The organism is Streptomyces sp. P3, from assembly GCF_003032475.1.
GTDB lineage: Bacteria > Actinomycetota > Actinomycetes > Streptomycetales > Streptomycetaceae > Streptomyces.
Genome location: NZ_CP028369.1, coordinates 3,180,482 through 3,205,145 on the forward strand (window position 1 = coordinate 3,180,482; position 24,664 = coordinate 3,205,145).

22 protein-coding genes and 2 pseudogenes are annotated in these 24,664 nt (G+C 70.8%); 7 read left to right on the top strand and 17 right to left on the bottom strand.

All coding sequences use genetic code 11. The features are described 5' to 3' along the window. Positions 1-87 precede the first annotated feature (87 nt). Together C6376_RS14240 and C6376_RS14245 are read right to left on the bottom strand one after the other, a co-directional pair. Positions 88-1,548, bottom strand: a complete 1,461-nt coding sequence (locus C6376_RS14240) for an alginate lyase family protein (RefSeq protein ID WP_107443758.1) — start codon at positions 1,546-1,548, stop codon at positions 88-90. A 95-nt stretch (positions 1,549-1,643) separates the two neighbouring features. Then, complete coding sequence (locus C6376_RS14245; RefSeq protein WP_107443759.1) at positions 1,644-2,093, bottom strand: hypothetical protein; 450 nt, start codon at positions 2,091-2,093, stop codon at positions 1,644-1,646. Between the two features lie 394 nt (positions 2,094-2,487). Here C6376_RS14245 and C6376_RS14250 point away from each other — a divergent pair, with 394 nt between their 5' ends. Beyond that, positions 2,488-3,450: a GlxA family transcriptional regulator gene (locus C6376_RS14250; RefSeq protein ID WP_107443760.1), complete on the top strand. Its 963-nt coding sequence runs from the start codon at positions 2,488-2,490 to the stop codon at positions 3,448-3,450. A 60-nt stretch (positions 3,451-3,510) separates the two neighbouring features. After that, positions 3,511-4,551 (top strand): hypothetical protein, encoded by a 1,041-nt coding sequence (locus C6376_RS14255; RefSeq protein ID WP_107443761.1) that lies wholly within the window; start codon positions 3,511-3,513, stop codon positions 4,549-4,551. Positions 4,552-4,705: 154 nt separating this feature from the next. Here the strand turns inward: C6376_RS14255 and C6376_RS14260 are convergent, their stop codons facing one another. The 7 genes and pseudogenes from C6376_RS14260 to C6376_RS14290 all read right to left on the bottom strand — a co-directional run bounded on the left by C6376_RS14260 (position 4,706) and on the right by C6376_RS14290 (position 9,964). Then, complete coding sequence (locus C6376_RS14260) at positions 4,706-5,008, bottom strand: hypothetical protein (RefSeq protein ID WP_107443762.1); 303 nt, start codon at positions 5,006-5,008, stop codon at positions 4,706-4,708. A gap of 174 nt (positions 5,009-5,182) precedes the next feature. Then, positions 5,183-6,337 carry a CU044_5270 family protein gene (locus C6376_RS14265; protein WP_107443763.1) on the bottom strand — a complete coding sequence of 385 codons (1,155 nt, stop codon included), beginning with the start codon at positions 6,335-6,337 and terminating at the stop codon, positions 5,183-5,185. Next, complete coding sequence (locus C6376_RS14270) at positions 6,334-6,963, bottom strand: RNA polymerase sigma factor (protein ID WP_107443764.1); 630 nt, start codon at positions 6,961-6,963, stop codon at positions 6,334-6,336. Before C6376_RS14270 ends, C6376_RS14265 begins: the two co-directional genes overlap by 4 nt. Beyond that, positions 6,911-7,954: a helix-turn-helix transcriptional regulator gene (locus C6376_RS14275; RefSeq protein ID WP_319595072.1), complete on the bottom strand. Its 1,044-nt coding sequence runs from the start codon at positions 7,952-7,954 to the stop codon at positions 6,911-6,913. The genes C6376_RS14270 and C6376_RS14275 overlap by 53 nt, the downstream gene beginning before the upstream one ends. Further along, positions 7,951-8,691: pseudogene (locus C6376_RS14280) on the bottom strand (DUF6879 family protein). Before C6376_RS14280 ends, C6376_RS14275 begins: the two are co-directional and overlap by 4 nt. Before the next feature lie 224 nt (positions 8,692-8,915). Further along, complete coding sequence (locus C6376_RS14285) at positions 8,916-9,119, bottom strand: DUF397 domain-containing protein (protein ID WP_107443765.1); 204 nt, start codon at positions 9,117-9,119, stop codon at positions 8,916-8,918. Then, positions 9,119-9,964 (bottom strand): helix-turn-helix transcriptional regulator, encoded by an 846-nt coding sequence (locus tag C6376_RS14290; RefSeq protein ID WP_107443766.1) that lies wholly within the window; start codon positions 9,962-9,964, stop codon positions 9,119-9,121. The genes C6376_RS14285 and C6376_RS14290 overlap by 1 nt, the downstream gene beginning before the upstream one ends. A gap of 199 nt (positions 9,965-10,163) precedes the next feature. On the opposite strand from C6376_RS14290, the gene C6376_RS14295 reads away from it, so the two are divergent. Next, the gene (locus C6376_RS14295; protein ID WP_254075939.1) at positions 10,164-10,826 is read left to right on the top strand and encodes an ATP-binding protein; all 663 of its coding nucleotides are present in this window, start codon (positions 10,164-10,166) and stop codon (positions 10,824-10,826) included. A 16-nt stretch (positions 10,827-10,842) separates the two neighbouring features. On the opposite strand, the gene C6376_RS14300 is transcribed toward C6376_RS14295, so the two are convergent. The 3 genes from C6376_RS14300 to C6376_RS14310 form a co-directional block, all read right to left on the bottom strand. Continuing rightward, positions 10,843-13,920 (bottom strand): DUF3427 domain-containing protein, encoded by a 3,078-nt coding sequence (locus C6376_RS14300; protein WP_107448960.1) that lies wholly within the window; start codon positions 13,918-13,920, stop codon positions 10,843-10,845. A gap of 416 nt (positions 13,921-14,336) precedes the next feature. After that, on the bottom strand, positions 14,337-15,365 hold the full coding sequence (locus C6376_RS14305; RefSeq protein WP_107443767.1) for an SEC-C domain-containing protein: 1,029 nt from the start codon (positions 15,363-15,365) through the stop codon (positions 14,337-14,339). Between the two features lie 87 nt (positions 15,366-15,452). Further along, positions 15,453-16,928 carry a glycoside hydrolase gene (locus tag C6376_RS14310; RefSeq protein WP_107443768.1) on the bottom strand — a complete coding sequence of 492 codons (1,476 nt, stop codon included), beginning with the start codon at positions 16,926-16,928 and terminating at the stop codon, positions 15,453-15,455. Between the two features lie 319 nt (positions 16,929-17,247). Here C6376_RS14310 and C6376_RS14315 point away from each other — a divergent pair, with 319 nt between their 5' ends. Beyond that, positions 17,248-18,114: a class E sortase gene (locus C6376_RS14315; protein WP_107443769.1), complete on the top strand. Its 867-nt coding sequence runs from the start codon at positions 17,248-17,250 to the stop codon at positions 18,112-18,114. Positions 18,115-18,186: 72 nt separating this feature from the next. On the opposite strand, the pseudogene C6376_RS14320 reads toward C6376_RS14315, so the two are convergent. The 3 genes and pseudogenes from C6376_RS14320 to C6376_RS14330 form a co-directional block, all read right to left on the bottom strand. After that, positions 18,187-18,924, bottom strand: a pseudogene (locus C6376_RS14320) (DUF817 domain-containing protein); the annotation flags it as partial. 67 nt (positions 18,925-18,991) lie between these two features. After that, the gene (locus C6376_RS14325; protein ID WP_107443770.1) at positions 18,992-19,375 is read right to left on the bottom strand and encodes a GntR family transcriptional regulator; all 384 of its coding nucleotides are present in this window, start codon (positions 19,373-19,375) and stop codon (positions 18,992-18,994) included. After that, positions 19,368-20,126: a hypothetical protein gene (locus C6376_RS14330; RefSeq protein ID WP_107443771.1), complete on the bottom strand. Its 759-nt coding sequence runs from the start codon at positions 20,124-20,126 to the stop codon at positions 19,368-19,370. The genes C6376_RS14325 and C6376_RS14330 overlap by 8 nt, the downstream gene beginning before the upstream one ends. Positions 20,127-20,461: 335 nt before the next feature. On the opposite strand from C6376_RS14330, the gene C6376_RS14335 reads away from it, so the two are divergent. The 3 genes from C6376_RS14335 (at position 20,462) to C6376_RS14345 (ending at position 22,593) form a co-directional block, all read left to right on the top strand. Then, the gene (locus C6376_RS14335) at positions 20,462-20,779 is read left to right on the top strand and encodes a DUF6412 domain-containing protein (RefSeq protein ID WP_107443772.1); all 318 of its coding nucleotides are present in this window, start codon (positions 20,462-20,464) and stop codon (positions 20,777-20,779) included. Between the two features lie 101 nt (positions 20,780-20,880). Next, positions 20,881-21,579, top strand: a complete 699-nt coding sequence (locus C6376_RS14340; protein ID WP_107443773.1) for a YidC/Oxa1 family membrane protein insertase — start codon at positions 20,881-20,883, stop codon at positions 21,577-21,579. A 150-nt stretch (positions 21,580-21,729) separates the two neighbouring features. Continuing rightward, on the top strand, positions 21,730-22,593 hold the full coding sequence (locus C6376_RS14345) for a fumarylacetoacetate hydrolase family protein (RefSeq protein WP_107443774.1): 864 nt from the start codon (positions 21,730-21,732) through the stop codon (positions 22,591-22,593). Positions 22,594-23,066: 473 nt separating this feature from the next. Here the strand turns inward: C6376_RS14345 and C6376_RS14350 are convergent, their stop codons facing one another. Both C6376_RS14350 and C6376_RS14355 read right to left on the bottom strand, forming a co-directional pair. After that, positions 23,067-23,573, bottom strand: a complete 507-nt coding sequence (locus C6376_RS14350; protein WP_107443775.1) for a heme-degrading domain-containing protein — start codon at positions 23,571-23,573, stop codon at positions 23,067-23,069. Beyond that, positions 23,573-24,661: a Gfo/Idh/MocA family oxidoreductase gene (locus C6376_RS14355; RefSeq protein WP_107443776.1), complete on the bottom strand. Its 1,089-nt coding sequence runs from the start codon at positions 24,659-24,661 to the stop codon at positions 23,573-23,575. Before C6376_RS14355 ends, C6376_RS14350 begins: the two co-directional genes overlap by 1 nt. Positions 24,662-24,664: the final 3 nt, after the last annotated feature.

Genomic DNA, 24,664 nt, shown 5'->3' on the forward strand with positions numbered 1-24,664 from the left:
GCCGCGGAAGCACGGCCGCGGAGGCGTGGCTGCGGAGCGCGTCCGCGGAAGTACAGCCGTGCCGGCGCGGTGGACGCGCGCCGGGGGCTATTCGGCCGTCTTGCGCGCGCGTCCACGGCGGCGCAGCAGCAGCAACCCGCCGGCCAGGGCGGTGATGCCGGTGGCGGCGCTCCAGGCGGCGAGGTCGGTGGCGCCCGTGGAGGCGAGGCCGTCGCCATGGCCCGTTGCGGCGTGCGCGGAGGTCCGGCCGTCCGGGGACGACTGAGCCGTGGGGGACGCCGAGGCGGACGAGTCCACCGCCGAAGCGCCGGCGGAGGCGGCCGGGGAACCGCCCGCGCCGCCCGGGGCCGCCGCCGCCCGGTCCCGGTCCCGGGTGAACGCGAGAGTGCCGAAGCCGAGTTGGTCGTAGCCGCCGCTGTTGGGGCCGTAGTCCCCGCCGCCGCCCTCGGGCGATGCCTTGGCGGCGATCCGGGTGAGGTAGGGGGCGGACAGTCCCCGGCGCTTGGTGTAGTGATTGGCGATCATCGCCCAGATCGGCCGGGTCATCGCCGGGTCGACGCCCGCCGCGCCGGACGCGGTCTCCGTCCCCGACCAGCCGCCGATCGCACCCTTCCGGCGGGAGTTGGCGGTGTAGGACACGTCGCCGCCGAGGCTCCATCTGGCCACGTACTGGGCGCCCTTGAGGAAGCGGCTGTCGTCGTAGCCGTACAGGTCGATGCCCTGGTTCCAGGCCATCTCGCACAACGTGCCCATCAGGCCGACGCCGAGCAGGGCGTGGCCCTGGTCGCGTCCGGCCTCCAGCCACTCGGCGAGGCCGTCGTCCTGCACGACCGGGATGGCCTTCCTGACGGCGCCGAGCCCGGAGCCGTTCTTGAAGTACTCGACGGCCTGATCCACCTTGGCACTGTCGTCGCAGAAGATGCCGGTGGCGAGAACGCAGGCCATGGCGGCGAGGTCCCAGTTGGGCCAGTAGTTGGTGACCACGGCGCCGTTGTGCCCGGTGAGGAAGCTCTCGCTGAGCGGGGAGAAGACGGTCGTCAGCATCTTCTGGAAGCGCGCGAGGTCGAAGCCGGGCTGGTCACGGACGAGTTCGGCGGCGTTGGCGGCCTGGTAGCCGTAGAGCCCGGCCGCGAGGAACCGGTCGGCGGAGCCCGCGAGCGAAGTGAGCTTCGCCGACCAGGCGTTGAGGATCGCGACGGCGGTGTCGGCGTACGCCCTCTCGCCGCTGACGTGGAACCGCAGGCCGTTCTGGTACGCGGCGTGCAGGTCGTTGTAGAGGGCGGCGTAGTTCTGGGGCGAGCCCGCGCCCCGGTACACGGTCGCCTGCGGGTTGGCCGTCCAGCCGCTCTGCGCATGCCGGTTCGCGGTGAGCCTGGCGTATCCGGCCGTGTGGGGCGCGGAGCCGGCCTTCACCTTGGCGGCCATACGGGCCAGGTCCGCGCCGGTGTGCAGGAGCCCGGGGTGGGCGTAGCCGGCCGCGGACGCCGACGGAGTGGCGGTCACACCGACGGCGGTCGCCCCGGCGGCCACACCCGCGGCCTTCAGCATGCTCCGGCGGCTGACGCTGATCTGTCGAGATCGGTTCAGGTGCATGCACGGGAGACGGGCGAGGACGGGCCCGATAACGAAAACCGGGCCGCGGGCTAAGCGCCCGTCGTCGACCCCGGCCGGACGATCATCAAAACCGTCACGGTCGCCCACAGCAGGTTGAACACCCCCGTGGACATGGCCAGTTGGACGGTGGTCTCCCGCACTCCCCGTCCCTCGACGAGCACCTCCTGCCGGGGCAGGACGAGAACGATCAGCACCCCGGCGGCCAGCACGGTCAGCACGATCGACGCGATCAGCCAGGGGTCGCCCGTCACCCCCATCGCGCCCGCCGTGGCGAACCCGAACGCGGGGACGGCGATGCCGACGACGGCGTACACCCGGCAGATGCGGTGCAGCAGCCGCACGGTCTCGGAGGCGCGCACGTCGTCCGGGGTGGCGAGAGCCCGGCGCGCGGCGGGCGGGAACATGCTGGCGGCGACGGTCACGGGCCCGATCGCGACGATCGCGGCGAGGACGTGGACGGCGAGGAGGAACTTGGTCACGGACCGACGGTAGGCGGCACCAGGATCATCGAGAAGTGGCGGAGGTGCCAGGGGTCGACGGATTCCCGCCAGGTCGCCGCCGGGCCGGGTTCCGGGCAGCCCGCCACCCCGCCTGCTGCGGCCGGCCGTCCCCCGGGGGGCTTGCTGCGGCCTGCGGCCGTCACACCCCGCCTGCTGCGGCCAGCCGTCCCACCGCCGTCGGTCGATCCGCCGGGCGGCCGCAACCCTCGGGTCCACCGGCCTCCGGCCGTGCGCGGCGACTCACGGCCCGGCGCGGCGCGGCTCGGTGCGGCCTGGCTTGGCGCGGCCTGGCTTGGCGTGGCCCGGTGGGGCCTGGCTTGGCTCGGGGTGGGCCTGGTTTGGCGGGGAATCGTCGGCTGCCTAGGATCTCGCCATGCACACCGTCGCCGTACTGGCCCTGGACGGGGTCGTCCCCTTCGACCTGTCCGCCCCGATCGACGCCTTCGGCTGGGCACGGCTGCCCGACGGGCGTCCGGCGTACCGGGTGCGGGTCTGCTCGCCGTCCGCGTCCGGGGAGGTGAGCGCGGGGGCGTTCACCGTGCGGGCGCCGTACGGACTCGAGGCGCTGGCGGAGGCCGACACCATCGTCCTGCCCGGTGTCGCCGAGCCGCCGCACGAGCTGCCGCCCGCGGTGGCGGAGGCGTTGCGGGACGCGGCGGCGAACGGTACCCGTATCGCGTCGGTCTGCGTCGGCGCGTTCCTCTTCGCGGCGACGGGCCTGCTGGACGGGCTGCGCGCGACGACCCACTGGTTCGCGGCGCGGGAACTGGCCGAGCGCCACCCCGAGGTGGAAGTCGACCCGAACGTCCTCTACGTGGACCACGGCCAGTTCCTCACCTCGGCGGGTGCGGCGGCGGCCCTGGACATGTGTCTGCACATGATCCGCAAGGACTACGGTTCGGCGATCGCCGCCCAGGCGGCCCGGATGTCGGTCATGCCGCTCGAACGCGAGGGAGGCCAGGCCCAGTTCATCGTCCACGACCTGGCTCCCGCGCCCGCCGGGGCGGCCCTCGAACCCCTGCTGGCCTGGCTGGAGGACCACTGCGGCGACGACCTGACGACGGACCGGATCGCCGAACGGGCGGGCATGAGCACCCGTACCCTCAACCGCCGCTTCCGCGAGCAGACCGGCACGACGCCGTTGCGCTGGCTGCACCGGGCGCGGGTGCGGCGCGCGCAGTACCTGCTGGAGGCGACGGCGTATCCGGTCGAACGGATCGCCGCCCAGGCCGGTTTCGCCTCCCCGACGACGTTCAGGGAGTGCTTCCGCAAGGTCGTGGGGACGAGCCCGCAGGGTTACCGGCGGGCGTTCCGGTCGAGGCCGACGGGGGCATGATCGTCGGGCCGTAAGGCTCGGATAAGGTGTCCCGCCGTGGCACGTGGTTCACGTGCGCACGTGAACCACCGTCACGTACTCGGGGGAGACGTCACCGTGCACACCCGTCACTCGACTCTGTCGTCCAGGCTGCGTTCGGCGCCCAGCCCGCTCGCCGCCGCCGCCGCGCTGGCGGCCGCGTCCCGCCCCGACCGCGTCGGGGACCCGGTCGTCGAGCGCCTCCAGTCCGGTCGCACCTGGGCGGGCGTGGCGGCGTCGGTGGGCCTGCTGTTCGCCTACCCGTTGGCCGAGAGCGGCGAGGACATCCTCCTCGGCAAGGTGCTGGACGTCGTCGTCGGCTGCGGGATCGCCCTGGTTGCCGGACTGATCGCCCTGAGCGTCTTCATCGGCATGGCCCGCCCCTCGCTGCGCGGCGTCTACGCCCGACGGCTCACCGGCCCCGGCACCGCGCTCGGCGTCATCGCGCTGGGCGTGGGCGTGTGCGGCGGCGGCGTCCTGCTGGGCGTGAAGCTGCTGCACGCGGAGATCATCCCGTGGGCGGACATCCGGGCCGCCGGCAACCTCGCCTGGCTCGCGTCGTTCCTGGTGTTCGTCATCGTGATGCTGATCGGCGCGATCGTCCTGGCCGTGGTGGCGCTGTTCACGCTGGCCGCCGGGGTGTTCGCGCTCAACTCCTGCTTCCGGGTCGGCGACGTCCACGATCTGCTGCCCGCGCTGATCTCGCCGTTCCCGGTGTGGGCGCTGTTCGCGCTGAGCTACTCCGACGGCCCCGAAGTGGCCGCCCCGCCGCTCGTCGGCCTCGCCTTCCTGCTGGGCGGCCCGGTCTCGGTGACGGCCCTGTCGGTCTGGGAGGTACGACGGCTGCGGCGCTGCTACGGCGTGACGATGCGCTCGGCACTGGGCCGGGGCGGGGTCCCCGAGCCGACGTACACGCCGGAGCCGCCGCACGCACCGGAGCCGGTACCCGCGTATGCACCGGTGCCGACGTACGTCCCGGGAGCGACCCACTTCCCGGGCGGCCCGGGGCATCTCCCGGGTCCGACCTATGCGCCGGCGCCGCAATACCCGTCGCACGCCCCGCAGTTGCCGTACTCCCCGTAGCCGTAGCCGTAGCCGTGCCGCCGTAGCCGTCGTCGCCCCGTGGAGGCCCATGGGCTCGGGAGGCGGTGTCCGGCAGCCGATCGACCGGCCTTCCTGCGGGCTGTGGACCAGTCGGCCGACGGGCTGTGGACCGGTGGAGAGCCGGTCCGGCCCCTCACCCCCGGCGGTCGGCGACCGCCCACGAGGCCAGGGCCACGGCCCCCGCCACCCCGAACACCGACGGCCACGCGCCCACCTTCTTCGCGAGCGGATGCGACGCCGCGAAGGCGGCGACGTACGCGGCGCTCAGCGCCCCCGCGGCCGTCCCGCCGGCCTGCTGCCGCCACTGCCGCGCGGCCGCGGCCCCCGCGACGGCGAGCACGGCCCCGCCCAGCGGCCGCTGCCTCGTCCACCGGGCCACCCCGTACCCGCCGACCAGCCCGCCCGCCGCGATCACCGCACTGGGAACCTTCGCCATGTCTGCCGCCTCCTCGAACTGATCACCAAGCTCGCCCCCGAGGCTAACGCGCCGGTCCCACCACCCGACGCCCGAGCCCCGTCACCCCCGGCGAGAACGGACCCGGACCCGGACAGTCCCGGGGGCCGGGCCCGCGCCGCGGCGAAGCGGACCCGCTAGCTCATCCCGGACCCGCTAGCTCGTCCCGGAGCCGGAGCCGGAGCCGGAGCCGGAGTGGGAGCGGGTGGCGGAGCCGGACTTGGTTTCCGGATCGGAGCCCGGCTCCTGGCCCTTCCGGTCGACGACGGCCCGTTCCAGAACGGCCCGTGTGTCGAACACCGTCCCCGCCGCGCCCATCGCGGAGTCCCGGCTGAGCACCGTCCGCTCACCGAGGTACTCGAGGGTGCCGGGATCGAAGATCCACTCCGTCCGCAGGCCCATCCTCGTGTCCTCCCGGGCGATGGCGACGCCGTGTCGGCCTGCCGCGTCCACCGCGTCGTCCACCTCGGTCACCCCGGGAATCCGCGCGGTGGCCCGGTAGATCGCGGCGGCCGTGGCGGACGGCATGACCTGCTCCCGGACCAGCTCGCCGATCCGGTCGAACACGGCCTGGTCGTGGTTCTCGCCGTCCTCGACGGGCGTCTCGGCGTAGATCCGCCGCAGCAGCGCGGCCGGATCGGCGGGCAGGGAGGCGAGCCAGGCGTACGTGGGCCGGTCGATGCCGGCCGCCTCACCCGCGGAGCCATCCGGCACCAGGATCCTGATGGGGTAGTCGTCCCCGTTCTCGCGGGTCATGCCGTACTCGGTCAGCGGTTTCCGGTCCTGCGAGAACCAGGTCTCGCGGTCGTGCAGGGAGCCGGGCCGCACCGGCTGCCCCCAGTCGGCCTCGTTCTCGGCGACCCGGGTGCGCACGTACACGTACTGGCCGTCCCGCACCGGTACGACGTTCGTGCGCAGCGCGACGGCGGCGATCCGGTCGAGCGTGACGACGGCACCGCGCCCGGCGCGACCGCCGGTGCCGCGACCACCGTGATCGCCGGTGCCCGGCGTGCCGGCCGCGCTGTGACCGTGCCCCTTCTCCTGCGGCCCGTCGGCCAGTCCGACGGTGAGCGTGGCGGCCACCGCGACGGCGACGCAGGCGGCGAGCAGCACGGGCCGGGAGAAGTGGCGGGGCCGGGAGAAGCGTCCGGTCCGGGACGGAGCCGCGGCGGACGCGTCGCGATCGATGAGCTGCATCAGTAGATCCTTGTGGTGGGAGTGACGCTCAGGCGGCAGCCCCCGCTCGACGGGCACGGTCGGCAACAGCCGTGCCAGCTCCGTGAGTTCGTCGAATTCCTCCGGGGAGTTCATCGGGCTTCCTCCTGAATGGGCAGGACCGCGAACGCGGCCTCACTCTCCACCTCTCCGCGACGCGAGACGGGTTCCTTCCCCCGCGTGAGCGCCTCCCGCTCGACGAACTCCCGCAGCCGCTTCCGCGCCCGGGACAACCTGGAGCGGACGGTCCCCACCGGCACCCCGAGCGCCTCGGCGGCCTGTGCGTAGTCGAGCCCGCCCCACACGCACAGCGCGATGACCTCCCGCTCGTGCCGCCGCAACCGCCCCAGCACCCGCCGTACCTCGGCGAGCCGCCGCGCGTCGTCGATTTGCCCGACGAGCCCCTCGGTGAAGTCGCCGACGACCTCCTCGCCCCCGGCCTCGGCCCGACGCGCGAGGAAGGCCAGCCGCCGCCGCAGGCTCCGGTCGGCGTTGCGAGCCTTGTTGGTGGCGATCCCGAACAACCAGGGCCGCAGCGACCCCCCGTCCGCCTCCACGGCCTCCCGCCCCCGCCAAGCAGCCAGAAACGTCTCCGACATGACCTCCTCGGCGACCGACCAGTCCCCGGTCAACCGCAGGGCATGCTGATAGACGACGCCGGCGTACAGCTCATAGAGCTCGCCGAACGCGGCCCGCTCCCCGCCCCGCACCCGCGCCCGCAACCGACGCCCGTCCTCGTCCCCGGCCTCTTCGATGTCTTCGCTGGACCTCACACAGGAACCTCTCCGCGCGGAGACCCCAGTTCCCGTGGCGTCGATCACACACCAATGATCCGGAACCGTCAGCGGCGGCGCACACTCCCCGTCGGCCCGTCGCAACCCACCCGGGCCCAGACCTCGAGGTACAGCTCAGTGAGGCGCCAGAGCGATCCGGCCGGTCATGAGGACTTCGTCGTTGGCGAAGAGTGCGTCGGTCGTCCTCGCCGTTGAGCCACAACTCTTCACTGATCGTCTCGACGATGACCAGCCGACGGTCGTAGATCCAGAACGCGTGCGGGGCCGTACGGCGTAGCTGCGCGCCGAAGGGGAGGACACCGAGCTCGATCCGACGCTGACCCACCAGGCTGTACAGCCGGTCCAGCTGCTCGGCCATCACGTCCGCAGGACAGGAGCGGTGGTACGGAGCGGCCTCGCATACGAGGAACCGGAGCGACTTCTCGGGGTCGTAGAGAGCCTCTTGGCGGCGCATCCGAGCCTCGACGGCGGCCTCCGTCGTCGGCGTGATGTCCCGGAAGCGCGCATTGGCGTCGAAGATGGCACGGGCGTACTCCGGCGTCTGGAACAGCCCGGGAACGCGCGTCACCTCAAGTCCGCGGATCGTCTTCGTGGCCTCGGTCTGCCGGACGGCGATCTCCTGGCGACCTCGGTGGCCGCCGGCCAACTGCCGCCGCCAGGAGCGGTGCCGCTGCTTCATCTCCAGTCCGGCCCTCAGGCCTTGCAGCTCGGCTTCCACGTCCGGCCGGCCACAGGCTTGCGCCCATGCCGTCAGGTCGTCGGTGGTAGGGGTCTGCTTGCCGTTCTGCAGACGGGAGACCTTGGACGGCTGACAACCCAGCTTGGCCGACAGGTCCTTGCCTTCCAGACCGGCCTCGGGGCGCAGCTCGCGAAGCCGCGCCCCGAGCGCTTCTCTGGCGGTCTGGTAGTCGGTGCTCACACGGCGGAACGTACCCGGTTCGCGAACTCTTCGGCACGTACGGCGTGATGCCAGGCAGTGTCCCTGGCCTGGCAGGCGGCCAGGACTTCGACCGGATCCTCGGTGACGTAGACGCCGAGGGTGGCGTCCTTGTCGTCGAAGGCGAAGCGTACGACCACCTTCGAGTCGAAGAGCCAGAAGTCGAAGTCGGGCAGCCGAAGCTCGTGCGCCCGACTGCGACTCAGGTTGCGGATGTCTTCTCCCGCGGCAACATTGCCGGGCGCGCTCGCAAGAAGGAACTCCTGTCCCCGTGAGGGGGGTTCGTCGACCAGCCGCACACGCTCGAACCGCTTGCCCTGAGCGGTCTGCACACGGACGTTCTCCCGCCACGCATTGTCGGGATCACGAGAGATGTCCTCCCCCGAGAGGAACCGGGCCCACTGGGGACTGTTGCGGTCCGAGGCGGTATCCGCAGCGGGTCTCCAGACGCCAAGCAGTGTGCCTGAAGTCCCGGAAGAGCCCGGAGACGGAGGCGAAGGGCTGAAGCTCCGGGGCTTCGTGCCTGGGCGCGTAGCGAGTCAGCAGGCTGCGCGGGACACGGACGAACGTCTCCGACTCCTTGACGTCCCGCAGTTGCACAAGATGTCCAGGTCGGTCTCCCGCTCACCCTGGACGAGAATCTCGTCCGTCCCCTCGATCTCGTACAGCGTGGGGCAGTCACCGTCATCACTGGTCGTGCCGATGAGCCTGAGTGTCACTTGCCCTCCATCTGCGGTGGTCGGAAGATCAAGGATGAGTGGGCGGAACCGGTGGCGCTCGGGAATTGCGGTCGATTGCGCACGGTGAGCGCTGACCCTGCAATTGCGCGCAAGCACCTCCGGAGTGGGCCTCCGGTCGATGCGCTGTAGGTGTGGATCTCGACGCAACCAAGTACCCGATCAGTCGCCATGGTTGTGCCCAGTGCCATGTAGACCGACCCTCGTCAGCGATCTTCCAGCGTCCCGCATCGCAACGCGGCTACGAAGGAACCCCAAGCGTGCGGCTGTACGGCTATGACCGGACCGCCCGTCTGTTTGGAGTCGCGAACAAGGGTGCCGGACTCCCCTCGCATGCACTCCACGCACTCAGTTCCACTGCCGCCACTATGGGAGGACTTGAACCACTCGGGCGGGGAGAGCGAGGTCATCAGGACTCCTTGCTTATGCGGTCAATGATCTCTGCTGAAGACTCCAGGTCGAGTGCCTGCGCGCTGAGGTACTCGAACGCCAACCTATAGCGCTGCAGTTCTTGCGGCTTCTCCATGAACAGCCCCCCGCCGATCAGGTCCACGTAGACCACGTCCAACTCCCTGGACGGGCCTCGGAGGACGGCGAAACTGCCGACGGCTGCTGCGTGCGCCCCTTTGGAGAACGGCAGTACCTGGACGGTTACGTGGGGACGTTGCGATGTCGCAAGTAGGTGGTGGAGTTGGTCCCGCATGACGTCGTTGCCGCCCACTCTGCGTCGTAGCGCGGCCTCGTCGATCACACACCAGAGGTGAGGCGGCTCCTCTCGGTTCAGTAGTTCCTGCCGCTTCATGCGGATGTCGACCATGTGCTGAACCTCCTGCTCTGAGCACTGCACCTCCGAGGCCCGATGTACGGCTTCGGCATAGGCACGCGTCTGGAGAAGGCCCGGGATGTACATGCAGGCGTAATGGTCCTCGCGGACGACCTCGTCCTCGAGTGTCAGCATGAGGTTCATGGAATCAGGGATGGGGTCGGCCAGCGATCGCCACCAACCCTGGATCTTGGCTCCCTTGGCGAGTTCGACCAACGCGAGCCGCTCTTCCTCGGAGGCCTCGTACTCGCGGCACAGGGCATCGACCGCAGGCCATTTGACGACGCCCTCCTTGGTCTCGTAACGGCTCAGAGTCGCCTTCGAGATTCCCACGCGTGCGCCCGCCTCTTCGAGGGGGAGCCCCCTCGCCTCACGCAGTCGGCGTAGGGCGGCCCCGAGTTGGCGTCTGCGGGTGGTGGGTCCAACTGTCATGGCCAAGGCCCTTCGTGTGGATCGGGTAGATCGTGCGGGTTGTCGGGGTGTGCAGACAAGACGGCGTGCGCGGGGGCGCGTTGCGGAGGTTCGCACTCCTTCCCGGTCAAGATGAGAGTTCCATTTTGAGAGTTTCAATGCAACTCTCAGTGTGTGACCAGTCGCATGGAGCGATCGGTTCCCGTTGGGAGGACTCGCCGTGGTGCACAACGACCAGCGCACGCAGAGGAAGCCGTGGAGCCTTGCGTTCGTAGCGGAGCCGAGGGAGGCAGCGGCGCTCCGTCGGCTGATGCGCCTCCACTTGGGGCTGTGGGGGCTTCCTGAAGTCGTCGAGGACGCTCAACTCTGCGTCACCGAGCTGCTTTCCAACGTCATCGCGCACGTGGGACCGGGTACACCCACCACGCTTTCGGTCTCTATGAACGGTGGCTGTCTTCGCATCGAGATGGAGGACCCGGACACCCGGGCCCTCCCCGTCGTGCTCCAGGCGGGAGCTGACTCCGAAGGCGGTCGGGGGATGGCCCTCATCGACGCCATGGCCGTTCGCTGGGGTGTTGAGCCCCGTACCGATCGGAAAGTGACCTGGTGCGAGTTGGCGGCGGAGCCGGGCCCGTCGCCCTCGACGTACGACGATCCACGCATGAGGAGAGCCGAACGTTTGGTGCACGTCTACGAGGGAGGAGAGACGCCGGACGCCGGGCTCGTCGGCTCCCGGCGGCTGAGCTTGGCCCGAGCGGAGGAAGCGGCAATCGACATCATCGCCGACCTCCTCCACTGGCTTCACAGGCACGGCCGGGACGCGGACGACTTCCTCGACCGGGTGCAGACGCACTTTGAGGCAGAGGCCAGAAGCTCTGCCTGAACTGCGACCGGGTCGGTCAGCTCGTGATGGATGCGTACGAGCTCACGTCGGCAGGGAGCTCGTGTTGTAGGTCCCAGGTGATCGCCATGGGCTTGCTGCCGGTGTGGCCGGCATAGGTGGCTGGTCCGAGAAGCATCCACGGTTCGGCCTTGCCGATGCTGTTGCTCGTGTAACGGCGCAGGAAGAGCAGGACGTGACTGCCTCGCTGGGCGTGATGCCGGTAACGCAGGCCCGTTGCGGAGTCAGCCGGAGTGGTGCTCTGCGACTCCCAATGGAATCGGGTCGGGCTGAGCGCGTAGTCCTTGTAACGGACTGTGGGGGAGAAGTCGCGCTCGCTCTTCTCCAGCGTGATCAGAAGGGCATCCGTGTGCCATTCCTCCACCCACCGCACTCCCTGTCCGAAGGCGCGCGGCATCTGTCCGCCCAGTCGGGCGACTCCTAGCGCGGCGAGGAGCTCGGAGCGGTTGTAGGAGCTGTGGATCTTCAGCGGGATGGGAGCCAGCGGACCATCCAGCGGGAGGGGAAAGTGTTCAGCCCTTTCCAGGGCGTGCGACAGGACCTGCTCCAGCTCGTCACGCAGCGACGGTTGGCCGCGCAGCGATTCGAGCCCATGGCGGTAGCTGGAGAACCCGCCTGCGTTGTCCCACAAGTTGAAGAACAGCATGCGGGCGTATGCCTGGTCCTGCACGGACAACGAGTTGTAGTCGGGGGCGTCATCGGAGACCAGACGCATGTACGCGCGGATCCTGTCCGGATCGTCGACATGCAGGAAGGCGTGAACCCGCTTGAGGAGCTCTGCCTCGCCCGGCGGCTCGTCTTCGCGGATGAACCCCGCCCTACGCAACACTTTGGTCCAGGAGTTGTCGCTCTTGTAGAGCTCTTGGATATCGCGTCTGCTCTCGCGGAGGTAGTCAGCCAGCCGCGGGGTGCTGTAGTCCCTCACTTCCTTGGCCAACGTGGTGATGGTGGCCTTGAGCTGGGTCCGAATGTTGTCGAGGACGAGGTCCTTGGACTTGCCTTCCAGGATGATCTGGCAGCCCGACGGCAACTGGGGGAAACCCTGCTCGATGTTGTCGACCAGACGGTTGCGCGAGAGGTTGGTCAGAGCCCGGAACTGCTCTTCGAAGCGGAACTCGGCTCGATGCTGGCCGATGAAGTCGAGCACGGTGAGGACCGGCTTGTTCGGCGTTCGCCGCAGTCCGCGTCCGAGCTGCTGGAGGAAGACGGTCGCGCTGTTCGTGGGGCGCAGCAGCAGAAGGGTGTCGACGTCGGGGATGTCCAGGCCCTCGTTGAACAGGTCAACGGAGAAGATCACCTGGATGCGACCTGCCCTGAGGTCGTCGAGTGTCCGCTGGCGCACCTCGGGCCTGGAGGCACTGTCGAGTGCCGCTGCCTGAAACCCCGCTCGGCGGAAGCACTCCGCCATGAAGTGCGCGTGGTCCTTGTTCACACAGAATCCCAACGCACGCATCGCTGCGGGGGCCGAGATCTTGGCCTCGACCTGCTTGATAACGATGCGCGCCCGCGCCTCGTCACCCGTGTAGAGGCGGCCGAGCTGATCCCGGTCATAGACGCCTGAACGCCAGTCGAGACGGGTCAGGTTCGTGCCGTCCGGCAGCCCGAAGTAGTGGAAGGGACAGAGCAGATCGTTCTCCAGCGCCTCCCAGAGCCGTAGCTCGGCGGCGATCCGTCCGCTGAAGAACTCGTCCTGCACATTGCGCCCGTCCATCCGCTCCGGGGTTGCTGTGAGGCCCAGGAGCTCGGCCGGCCTGAAGTGCTCGATGACCCGCCGGTACGTCTCGGCCGTGGCGTGATGGAACTCGTCGATGACGATGACGTCGAATCGCTCGGGGTCCAGTTCCTCCAGACGTTGGAGGTTGAGGGACTGGACGCTGGCGAAGACGTGCGTCCAGTCGCGCGGCTCCTTGCCGTGGTGAAGGAGCTCGCCGAAGGAGGCGTTGTCGAGCACCTCTCGGTAGGTGCGCAGAGACTGATTCAGGATCTCCTTGCGGTGGGCGACGAAGAGAAGGCGGGGAAGTTGCCCGCCGCGTGCGTCCCGCATGCTCCGGTAGTCCAGTGCGGCCATGACGGTCTTGCCCGTACCCGTCGCTGCAACGAGCAGATTCCGATGGCGGCCGCGAATGTCGCGCTCAACGCGAAGGCGCTCGAGCATGTCCTTCTGATGGGGGAGCGGATGCACCTCAAGACCAGAGAGGCTGATCTTGATTTCCCCAGTGGGCCCGGTGCCGCCCGCCTGGTCGAGTGCCCGAGCCAGCCGCTCGCCGTCGTGATCGGGGTCGTATGCCTCGAAGGCCGCGTCCGCCCAGTACGCGTCGAAGGTCGCCTCGAACTTGTCGAGCACCCTTGGAGTGGCCACCGAGGACAGCCGTACGTTCCATTCCAAGCCGTCGAGCAAGGCAGCCTTGGACAGATTGGAGCTGCCCACGTACGCCGTATCGAAGCCGGTGTTGCGACGAAACAGCCAGGCCTTGGCATGCAGACGCGTTGACCTGATTTCGTAGTTGACCTTGACCTCTGCGCCGAACTCGCGCACCAACCGGTCCAGAGCGTGGCGATCGGTGGCACCGATATAGGTGGTCGTGATGACCCGGATCGGGACGCCACGTTCCTTGGCCGCGCGGAGCGAGTCCTCGAGAACCCTTATCCCGTACCACTTCACGAACGCGCAGAGCAGATCGATGCGGTCGGCGGTGGCGAGCTCTGCCCGCAACTCCGCACCCAAACTCGGATCATCCGGCGCATTGGTGATCAGTGACGTCTCGGACAGAGGCGTCAGGGGCCTGATGGCGTACACGCCAGGAGCTTCCTGCTCGGCCAGGGCGAGAAGCTGGCGGGGACCATCGACGATGGCCGTTCCGGCCGCATCCACGTCCGGATCCGGGATGCTGCTGACCAGTGATCGCATGATCTCGTTGGCCGCGGCCACCCGTTTGTCATGAGAGAGCTGGCTCAGCCGCCGCTCGACGGCCTCACCGATATGGCGCGCCAGAACATGCGGTGAGGACTCGGCACTCACCTCCGTGTGGATCGGCTTCCAACCGGCCTCGCTCAGCCGCTCGATCTGTTCCCGCATTCCTTCGGTGATGAGCTCCTCGTACACACCCGGAACAGGTTGCGACAGATCTCCTGGCTGAGCCACGCGGGTCCCCCTAGATCGTTTGTTGCGCCACAAACAGTTTTAACAGGGGGCGCTGACACAGAAGGGTTGAGTGCTCCATCGATGAGGGATTGGGCATGGCGGGACATGGGTCGTCGTCCAGCGAAGCCAGGTTGTCCGCAATGAATCCCAACCCCCAACGCGGCGGCCGCAACTTCATCTCCTCACCGGCCGGGTCCCGGAGGTGACCGGCGCTGGCCGAGGACGTGGCGCAGGTGAAGCCGCGGGCCATACCCGTGAGACTCTCGGGCGGGCGCACCCGGTGAACGTCAGCGGTCCACACCCCGGCTGCATGCTTCGGTCACCTCCGGTGAGAAGGCCGGTGCTCGGTCTTAAGCACCCGCTCCGTGGCACCCCTCGTACGCCGCCCCCGAGCCGCACCAGCATGCCGCGCCTCGCTCCGGGGGCCAGCCCGCTGCCCTGCCCCTGGCTGCCAGGGTCGTCGCGTACTGGGGGAGGAGGTCGGGGTCGGCCGGGGACGTGGTCTCCGAGGCGGCGAAGGCCTCGTAGGAGGGGACCGTTCCTGTGACGACGCCGAGGTTGGCGGTGCCGGAGGCGGCGAGTTCGCGTAGGGACGCCTCTATCGTCGACAGGTGTTCCTCGTGGGAGGGGTACTCGTCCGACAGAGTCGGGTACGCCGCCACCAGCTCCGCCAACTCGCCCTTGGGCCAGTGCAGGACCGCCACCGGGAACGGGCGGGACAGCTCCTCACGGTAGGTGCCCAGCTCGGCGCGCAGCCGGGAGATCTCCGCCTGCAGTTCGGCCGGGTTCTCCGAGCCCAGGGACCAGACGCGCTTGGGGTCGTGCAGTTCGTCCAGGGGGACGGGGGAGGAGTGGAGGGTGTCGGCCAGCACGTCCCAGTCGTCGTGGGCGGCTCCCAGCATGCGGCGTACGCGGTGGCGGCCGAAGAGCAGGGGATGGGAGGAGTGCGGCGGGGGTTCCGGGACGTCCGCCAGGAGCAGGGTGACGCCCTCGGTGAACGTCTTCTGCGCGGCCTCCAGCTCGTCGTGGGACTCCAGCGCCTCCGCGACGATCACCCAGGGGGCCGGGTCGCGGGGGGCGGCGGCGCGGATGCCGTCGATGATCGCTCTGGCCTCGGCCTCGTGACCGTACTCCCACAGGTTGGAGGCCTTCAGGGCGCGGATCAGGTGCGGGCTCTCCAGGGTCTCCGGTCCCTCCGAGGTGGACAGGAGGCGGTCGTACAGGGTCGTCGCGGCGGGGCGGTCGCCGGCCAGTTCCAGATGTGCCGCGGCCTGCAGCAGCAGGGCTTCCGCGTCCTCGGGATACAGGCCGGCGGTCCGCTCCAGGCGTGCCGCTTCGGCGGTGTGGTCGACGTTCTCGGCAGGCGTGTCGGGGCGCATGGGTGACACCGTAACGCCGCCCGGCGACAAAGGAGAGATACCTGCAGGCCAGCGACCACAACGCCGCCCCGCCGCCGAGAACCCGTGCTAGATCGTCACCCCGTCCACCTGGAGGGTCTGGACCGCGCCCGCCGCGAACGGCACGCTGATCGACTTGCCGCTCAGGTGCGTGTCCGAGTGGGACGCGTAGAGGTCGCCGGAGCCGCTGGTCACCGTGTTCCAGCGCGGGACCAGTCCGCCCGACCCGCCGCTCACCGTGGTGAAACGGGAGAGGTCGAAGGTGAGCGTCTGGGGCGACGTCGACGTGTTCGCCGCGACGATCACCAGGCGCTTCGCTGTTTTGTCGATGGCCGCCGCCGCGTAGCTCACGCCCGTGTCGAGGATCGTCATGCCGGGCCGGATGTGACGGCTGAACTGGGCCATCACGTAGTACTTCGTGGTGACCGCGCCGGCCGCCAGCGTGTTCTGGTCGTAGCGGATCATCGCCCAGCCCGCCGACGGGTCCATGACCTGCCAGTAGACCCAGGCCGTCGGGTGCAGCCAGCGGAAGTCGTAGAGCAGGTTGCTCGCCATGGTGAGGCCGGTGCCGTCCTTGTCGCCGGTCTCGGAGTTCCACAGCGCCTTCCTGGCCGTCGTCACGACGTCCGTGTACAGCAGGTCGCGTCGGCCGCCGGAGCCCTGGTAGCCGTGGACGTTGACCCGGTTCACGTATCCCTTCGTCGTCGCGGAGAAGGAGTTCCAGGTGGTGCGGGCGAGGTCGTAACTCGTCTCGTCCGAGGCCGAGATCTTCGTCGCCGTCAGGCCCCGCGAGTCCAGCTCGCTGCGCATGTACGGCAGGACGGCCGCCTGGACGGTCGCGTCCATGTGGCAGCCCTCCTGCGTCCCGGTCGCCGTCCACCAGGACGAGGACGGCTCGTTGAAGGGGTCGACCGTCGCGAAGTTCACGCCCCAGTTGTTCTTCGCGCGCAGGGCCACCGCCGCGAGGTGGGAGGCGTGCTGGCGGTAGTTCCAGGACTGGAGGTTGTTGCCGCCGCCCGAGGCGCCGGACGGGTTGTGGTTCAGGCACATCCACCACATGGGGGAGTTGGCGAACAGCTCCGTCGTCGCGCCGCGCGACACGGCCTTCTGCAGCATCGCGCGCTGGTTGGCGTCGGCCGTCCAGTCCCAGGCCGAGGACGTCGGGTCCTCGTTGTTCCAGTCCTGCCAGTAGCCCTCGATCTGCTTGAACCCGGGGATGTTGGGGGACGCCACCATCGACGCGCCGCCCACGGTGTTCCAGCTGCACGCGCCCAGGTTGTAGCGGGCGATGTTGAGGCCGAGGCCCGGCAGGGTGCTGCCGTTGTAGGAGACCGACTTGGTCGTGAAGAAGATGTCGGCGAAGTCGTCCCGGGCGCCGAAGACGTTCGCCCACCAGGCCAGGGAGGTGCCCCAGCCCTCCCATGTGCCGTAGGTCGTCGCGGGGTTGACGGCGATCGTCGAGTCGGCGCGGGCGGTGCCCGTCGCGAGGGTGCTTCCGAGGAGCGCGCCGCCCGTGGCGGCCAGCAGGGTTCTGCGTCGGATCATGACTTCTCCGCTTCATGACAGCGATCGACCGCCGGTCGTCCCCGCCGGCGTCGTATCGGAATGCGGCAGTGCGGCATTGCGGTAGTGGGTGCTTCGGTGCGGCAGTACGTGCGTCGGTGCGTCGTTGCACGCATCGGCGCGTCAGTGCGTCACGAAGCATCGGTTGTGGTCCGTGCGGTTGTCGAGAGTTCTGACAGCCCTTTCTCAAACCTGTGGAGAAAGGGGCGGAACGGGTTCGAGGGGACGAACGGGCGAGGTGGGGACGGTCCGTGTATGTACGGGTCTGGAGACCTTGTCCCCCTCCCCTTATCGTGCCCGCGTGCGGACTTCCCCCGGGCAGTGGACTCCCCTCGGCCGGCGTGTCTCTCTCGGCCGGCGCGTCCCCGTCGTTCGGCACGGCACCCGGCGGCGGCGCGGCCGGTGCCGTCGGGCGCTGTGGACCGGCGCCGAACTCCTCGTCACCGCCGGGGTGCTGGTGCTCCTCCTCGTGGTCCACCAGCTGTGGTGGACCAACCGGGAGGCGAAGGACGGCGCCGAGCGCAGGGTGCAGGCCCTGGAGCGGGAGTGGGGGAGCGGTGGCGCGGACGGTTCGCAAGGCGCCGGCGGTGACGGCGGCCCGGGCGCCGGCACCGCCGCCGGTGACCCGTCCGCCGGCGACGGGGGTGCCGCCGGCCCCGACGGCCGTACCGGCTCGCCGGCGGCGGACGACGCCGCGAGCGGCGTCCCGCGCTCCTCCCAGGCGTACGCCGTGCTGCGCATCCCCCGGCTCGGCCTCCGGGTGCCGGTCGCCGAGGGCACCAGCAAGCAGAAGGTCCTCAACAAGGGGTACGCGGGTCACTACAGCGGCAGTCAACAGCCGGGGCAGCAGGGCAACTTCGCGGTAGCCGGGCATCGCAACACGCACGGTGAGCCCTTCCGTTACCTCAACCGTCTGGGGAGGGGCGACAGGGTGGAGGTGGAGACCCGGGACGCCACCTACACCTACCTCGTCGACAAGATCCTGCCGCAGACCTCACCCCGGGACACGGGCGTCATCGGGCCCGTGCCCCGCTCCGTCACCGAGCCCGGCCGCGGCTACGGCGTCCCCGGCCGCTACCTCACCCTCACCACCTGCACGCCGGAGTACACCTCCCGGTACCGGCTGGTCGTCTGGGGCGTCCTGGTCGCCGAGCGGCCGCGCGGATAGGGGGCCGGGAGCGCGGCGGTCCCCGTGCCCGCCGCGCTCCCGGCCGGCCCCGCAGATGACGAAGGTGACGCTGATCAACAGCGCCCACGAGACCCACTTGGAGAGGGAGACGGGCTCCCAGCCGTCGAGCTGGTACGGGTAGGTCCAGGCGCCGAGGTAGGTGGCGATGTTCTCGGCCAGCCAGAGGAAGAAGCCGATCAGCGTGAAGGCGAGCGCCAGCGGCATCCGGTGCCGCATCCGGCCGACGGTGAAGTGCGCCCACGTCCCCGCCGTGGCGGCCAGCAGCAGTGCGCCGAGCGGCAGCCGCAGGTCCGGCAGCCAGTGATGGCTGAGGAAGTTCACGTACAGGCCGACGGCGAGCACGGCGGTGGAACGGGCCCGGTAGCCGGTCAGGGACAGGTCGAGCAGCCGCCGGGACCGGCAGACGTAGCTGCCGACGGCCGCGTACATGAAACCGCCGTACAACGGCACGCCGGCGATCTTGGTGAGGCCGGGCTCCGGGTAGCTCCACGAACCCACCCGCACCTTGACCAGTTCGAAGGCGAGCCCCAGGACGTGGCAGACGGCCACCACCGCGACCTCCCGGCGGGACTCCCAGCCGAGGAGCCACGCGACCGCGGTGAGCAGCACGCCGTAGGCGAGGAGGAGGTCGTAGCGGGCCACCGGGAGGGCCGGGAGCAGCCTGGAGACGGCCATGCCGCCGAGCAGCGCGACCGCGAAGGCGCAACAGCGCGCCTGTACCCAGCCGAAGCGCGCCAGCTGACCGGCGAACGTCCTGACCCCGCGGGCCACTCTCTCGTGCATGCGCATGGTCGTGTAGAGCGGTCCGGCGGGGCGGACGGTTGCGGACCGCGCCGCGGTGCTCCCGCCCGCGGCGCTACGCCCCCTCCTCCATGGCCTCGCGGACGGCGGCCAGGACGGCGTCGGCGTCGGCGCCCAGGGCGCGGGCGGACGCCGTGAAGTCACGCGCCAGCGTGGCCAGTTGCCCGGGGTCGGGACGGGCCGGGCGGGCACGGGGAGCCGCCACCCTGGAGCCGGCGCCGCGCCGGGTGCGGATCAGCTCGGCGGCCTCCAGTTCGCGGTAGGCGCGGGCCACGGTCCCCGGCGCCAGACCCAGGTCGGCGGCGAGCTGGCGCACGGTCGGCAGTCGCTCGCCCTCCGTCAGCCGGCCGGTGACGATCAGCGCGGCGAGCTGGGACCGGATCTGGTCGTACGGGGGCACCTGGCTGGTGGTGTCGACGCGTACCGCGGGCTCACTCATCGCCCACGGCCCGCGGTGCGACGACGGTGAACAGGCACCAGCCCAGGCTGAACAGGGCGAGCAGCCCCAGGGGGTAGATCACCAGCGCGGTGACGTTGCCCAGCATGCCGGCGCAGGTGGTGTAGGACAGCACCCGGCCGATCATGCCGAGGACGATGAGCAGCTGGCTGGAGACCAGCAGCCCCCAGGCCCCGGTGATCGCCCAGCTGCGGTCGTGGCGTCGCAGGTTGTCGCCGGGGCGGTGCGCGATGCGGCGCAGCGCCCAGACGCAGGCGGCGGTGCCGAGGGCGAGGGCGGCGAGGGCCGGGGCGGCGTAGTGGAGACCGGGCCAGGGGCCCAGGATCCGGGGTCTGCCGGTGGCGCAGATGACGGTGAGGGTGCGGCCGGCCCGGCCGTCGTCGCCGTGGGAGGCCATGAGGGTCCCGATCGTCAGCAGGACGGCGATGCAGGCCGCCTCGAAGGCCAGCAGCGGCGTCATCCGGGGCGGGACGTGGTCCCGGACCCTGCGCGGGGCGAGGGCGGCGGTGCGGACCGCTTCCAGGGGAGCGGGGGTGAGGGAGTCGCCGAGCAGGACCCCGCCGACGGCACACAGCCCGAACGCGGTGACCGCGCTGAGGAAGCGCATGGCGAGGTCGTCGCTGTCCCAGGCGGCCAGCGGCTGCGCGACGACGACGCCGAGGGCCAGGCCGGCCCAGCGGGCGCAGAGGTCGGCGCGCGCCAGCAGCCGCTCGGGCGGGACGGTGTCGAGCATGGCGGACCCCCCGGTCGGTACTTGTATCAAGTGGTGAGTACAAGATGCCGTGAGCCGAATCTTGTGTCAAACAGCTGATACAAGTTGCCTCGCCGGCGGGTTCGGCGGGTTCGGTGCGTCCCGCGGGATCGGCAGGCTCGGCGCGTACGGCCGGAGGCGCGGCAGTTGCGGCATTTCCGCGGTGCTGAGACTCCGGCTCCGGCTCCGGCTCCGGTTCCGGTTCCGGCTGTGGCGGTGGCTCCCGTTCCCGCTACCGCTCCCGTTTCCGCTCCGGCTGTGCCCGCGGAACCATCGCCACCTTCCGGACGTCCTCTTGGGGGCAGGGAAGGAGAGGCATGCCGCGCAACCGGTTCGACGCGCGTCGCGCCGTCATGCCCTTCCTGCTCCTCCTCGTCCTCGACGTGCTGCTCCTCGACTCCGGCAGTCTCACGGCCGCCGTCGCCCTCGCGGCGACCGCCGCCGCCTCCTCCGCGCTCACCGTCTGCACCGTCGTCGCCGCGCGCAGCGCACCCCGCGTGCCGCCCACCCGGGTGCGCACGGCGATCAGGGACCGCGCCCGGCGCACGGCGTTCCTGCCCCAACGCGATCCGGACGCGTCGGGCCGGCCCCGCCCCCGAGCACCCGGTCACGTCCTCCCGGCGACCGCCGCGTAGGGCACGCACGTACGACGTCGTCCTCGTGACCCCGCGCGGGTCGTCATGCCGTCAACCCCGTTGTCCCCGGCACGACGAGACCCCCGGAGGGCTCCTCACCCATGTCCGTTTTCGCCAGCCTGGTCGAGCACCTCGCCGACCTGCTCCAGCCCCTGGTCGGGGCCGCCGCCGCGGCCGCCGCGATCGTCCTGTTCACCGCCCTCGTACGGCTCCTCGTCCATCCGCTGTCCCGCGCGGCCGCTCGCGGGCAGAAGGCCCGCACCGCCCTGCAGCCGAGGATCGCCGAACTGCGCAGCAAGTACGCGAAGGACCCCGAACGCCTCCGGAAGGCCGTGCTGGAACTGCACACCGCGGAAAAGGTGTCGCCGCTCTCCGGCTGCCTGCCCAGCCTGCTCCAGGCGCCCGCGTTCTTCGTGCTCTACCACCTCTTCTCCAGCACCTCGATCGGCGGTGAGAGCAACGGGCTGCTCGGCCACCGGCTGTTCGCCGCGCCGCTCGGCGGCCACTGGGCGGACGCGCTCGCGGGGGGCGGCCCGGTCGGCGGGGCCGGGCTGGTCTACCTCGCGCTGTTCACCGTCGTGGCCGTGATCGCCACCTTCAACTACCTGCGCGCCAAGCGGATGCCACTGCCCGTGACCGGTGGCCAGGACGTGCCCGGGGCCGGCGCCCTCACGAAGGTCATGCCGTTCATGTCGTTCTTCACCCTGGTCACCGTGGCCGTCGTCCCGCTGGCCGCCGCGCTGTACGTGATCACGTCAGCGGCGTGGAGCGCGGTCGAACGGGCCGTCCTGTACCGATGACCGTCCGCGCGTCCGTCCCCGCGTCCGTCCGGTGACGGTCCAGTACGTGAACCGGGTATTGCGGAGCGGACGCCGAGCTTGGACGATCGGCCAGTCCTCCGATGGCTGCACCCGTCGGAGGACGACCCGCGATCCAGGGAGACGGTCATCATGAAGTTGCTGCGAGTCGGTGCGAAGGGAACGGAGCGTCCCGCGCTGCTCGACTCCGAGGGGGTCCTGCGGGACCTCTCCGGGGTGGTCCAGGACATCGACGGGGCGCTGCTCGCCGACGACGCGGCGCTCGGCCGGGTCCGGGCCGCCGCCGAGTCCGGGGCGCTGCCGGCGCTGGACGCCGCCGGGCTGCGGATCGGGCCGCCGCTGGCCCGGATCGGCAAGATCGTGTGCATCGGGCTGAACTACCACGACCACGACCACGCCCGGGAGACCGGGGCCGAGCCGCCCGCCGAGCCCGTGATCTTCTTCAAGGCGGCGGACACGGTCGTCGGGCCGCACGACACCGTGCTGATCCCGCGCGGGTCCGTCAAGACCGACTGGGAGGTGGAGCTGGCCGTCGTCGTCGGGCGCACGGCCCGCTACCTGGAGTCGGCCGAGGAGGGGCTCGCGCACGTCGCCGGGTACGCGGTGGCGCACGACGTGTCCGAGCGGGAGTTCCAGATCGAGCGCGGCGGGACCTGGGACAAGGGCAAGAACTGCGAGACGTTCAACCCGCTCGGGCCGTGGCTGGTGACGGCGGACGAGATCGCCGACCCGCAGGACCTCTCCCTGCGGCTCTGGGTCAACGGTGAGCTCAAGCAGGACGGCACGACGGCTGAGCAGATCTTCGCGGTCGGGGAGGTCGTGCGGTACGTCAGCCAGTTCATGACGCTGTACCCCGGGGACGTCGTCAACACGGGGACGCCGGCCGGGGTGGCCCTCGGGGCGCCCGACCCGAAGCCGTTCCTGCGAGGCGGGGACGTGGTGGAACTTGAGATCTCGCGGCTGGGGCGGCAGCGGCAGGTGTGCGCCGACGCGTAGCGCTCCGCTGGGTTGGCGGGGGGACTGCGGGGGCGGGGCGGGGGTGCGGCTGTTCGTCGGGTGCGGGTGGGAGGTGGCTGATCGCGCAGTTCCCCGCGCCCCTGGGGGGCTGGGCTGTGTGTTCGGGAGTGCCAGCGCCCCTGGGGGGCTGGGCTGTGTGTTCGGGGGTGCCAGCGTCCCTGGGGGGTGGGCCGGGCTGTGTGTTCGGGGGTGCCAGCGTCCCTGGGGGGTGGGCCGGGCTGTGTGTTCGGGGGTGCCAGCGTCCCTGGGGGGTGGGCCGGGCTGTGCGTTCGGGAGTGCCCGTGGCTGGAGGGGGTGTGCCGGCCGTGCGTCGGGTGGCCGGGCCCCTTAGGGGTGGCCGTCGTGTGTTCGGGAGCGCCCGCTGCTCAGGGGGTGGGCCGGCCGTGGGACCGGCTCCGCGCCCCTGAGGGGGTGGCCTGCGCCCCGGGCGCTCCCGGCGTCCGAGTGGGCCGTTAGAGGTACTTCTCCAGGAACTGTTCCAGGGCCGCCACCACGAAGCGGTGATCCTCGAGTTGGGGGAGGCCCGAGACCGTCACCGCGCCGACGATGCCCACGCCCTCGACGTTGATCGGGAAGGAGCCGCCGTGGGCCGCGTAGGCGTCCGGGTCGAGGCGGGAGGCATCCTCGAAGGTCGTCCCCTTGGCGCGGAAACGGGTGCCGACCAGGTACGAAGATGCGCCGAAGCGTTCCACCACCCGGCGCTTGCGGGCGATCCAGGCGTCGTTGTCGGGGGTCGAGCCGGGCAGGGCGGCGTGGAAGAGCTGCTGGCCCGAGCGGTGGATGTCGACGGCCACCGGTGCCTGGCGCTCACGGGCCAGCTCCACCAGCAGTGTGCCGAGCGCCCAGGCGTCGTCGTGGGTGAACTGGCGGAAGACCAGCCGGCGTTCCTGGGTCTGCAGTTCCTCCAGGGTCGGGGTGATCTCCGGAGTGAACTTCGGGGTGATCTCGTGGGTGCCCATTACAGCGTCACCGCCACCTTGTCTCGTGCCGAACGGCGGGCCGCCTCCAGGACGTCGAGGGCGGCGGCCGCCTCGACGGCGGTCACCGGGCCCGGGCCGCCGTCGATCAGTGCCTTGGTCACCGCAGCGTAGTAGGCCGGGTAGTCGCCGGGGAGGGTCCGTTCGGGCCGTCCGCCGCCGGTCGGCGGGGACTCGCCGGCGCCGACCCGGCCCCACAGCTCCTCCGGTTCCGTGCCCCAGCCGGCCGAGCCGCCGGGCCGCAGGCCCTCGCGCAGCGCCGCCTCCTGCGGGTCCAGGCCGTACTTCACGTACCCCGCCCGCGAGCCCAGCACCCGGAAGCGCGGGCCGAGTTGGGCGGTCGTCGCGGAGACGTGGAGGTGGGAGCGGACGCCGTTCGCATGGGTGAGCGCGATGAACGTGTCGTCGTCGGTCTCCGCGCCCGGCCGGCGGACGTCCGCCTCGGCGTACACGAGGACCGCCGGGCCGAACAGCACCAGCGCCTGGTCGACCACGTGGCTGCCGAGGTCGTAGAGCAGACCTCCGATCTCTGCCGGGTCGCCGGACTCCCGCCAGCCGCCCTTCGGCTGCGGACGCCACCGCTCGAACCGCGACTCGAAGCGCTGGACGTCGCCCAGCGCGCCCTCGTCCAGCAGTTTGCGCAGGGTCAGGAAGTCGTTGTCCCAGCGCCGGTTCTGGAAGACGGACAGGAGCAGTCCGCGCTCGTCGGCGAGGGCGGCCAGCGTACGGGCCTCGGCCGCCGTGCCCGCGACCGGCTTGTCGACGACGACCGGCAGACCGGCTTTCAGGGCGGCGGTCGCGAGCGGCACATGCGTCTTGTTCGGGGACGCGACGACCACCAGATCCAGCTCACCGGCCCGGGCGAGGAGGTCGTCGGGGCCGACGGCGAGGCGCACGTCCGGGAATTCGGCGCGGGCCTGCTCCTGCCGCTCCGGGTTCGAGGTGACCACCGTGTCGAGCACGAGGCCCTCGGTGGCGGCGATCAGCGGGGCGTGGAAGACGGAGCCCGCGAGGCCGTAGCCGATCAGGCCCACGCGCACAGGGGTGCCGCCAGTCTTGCGTCCAGTCATGAA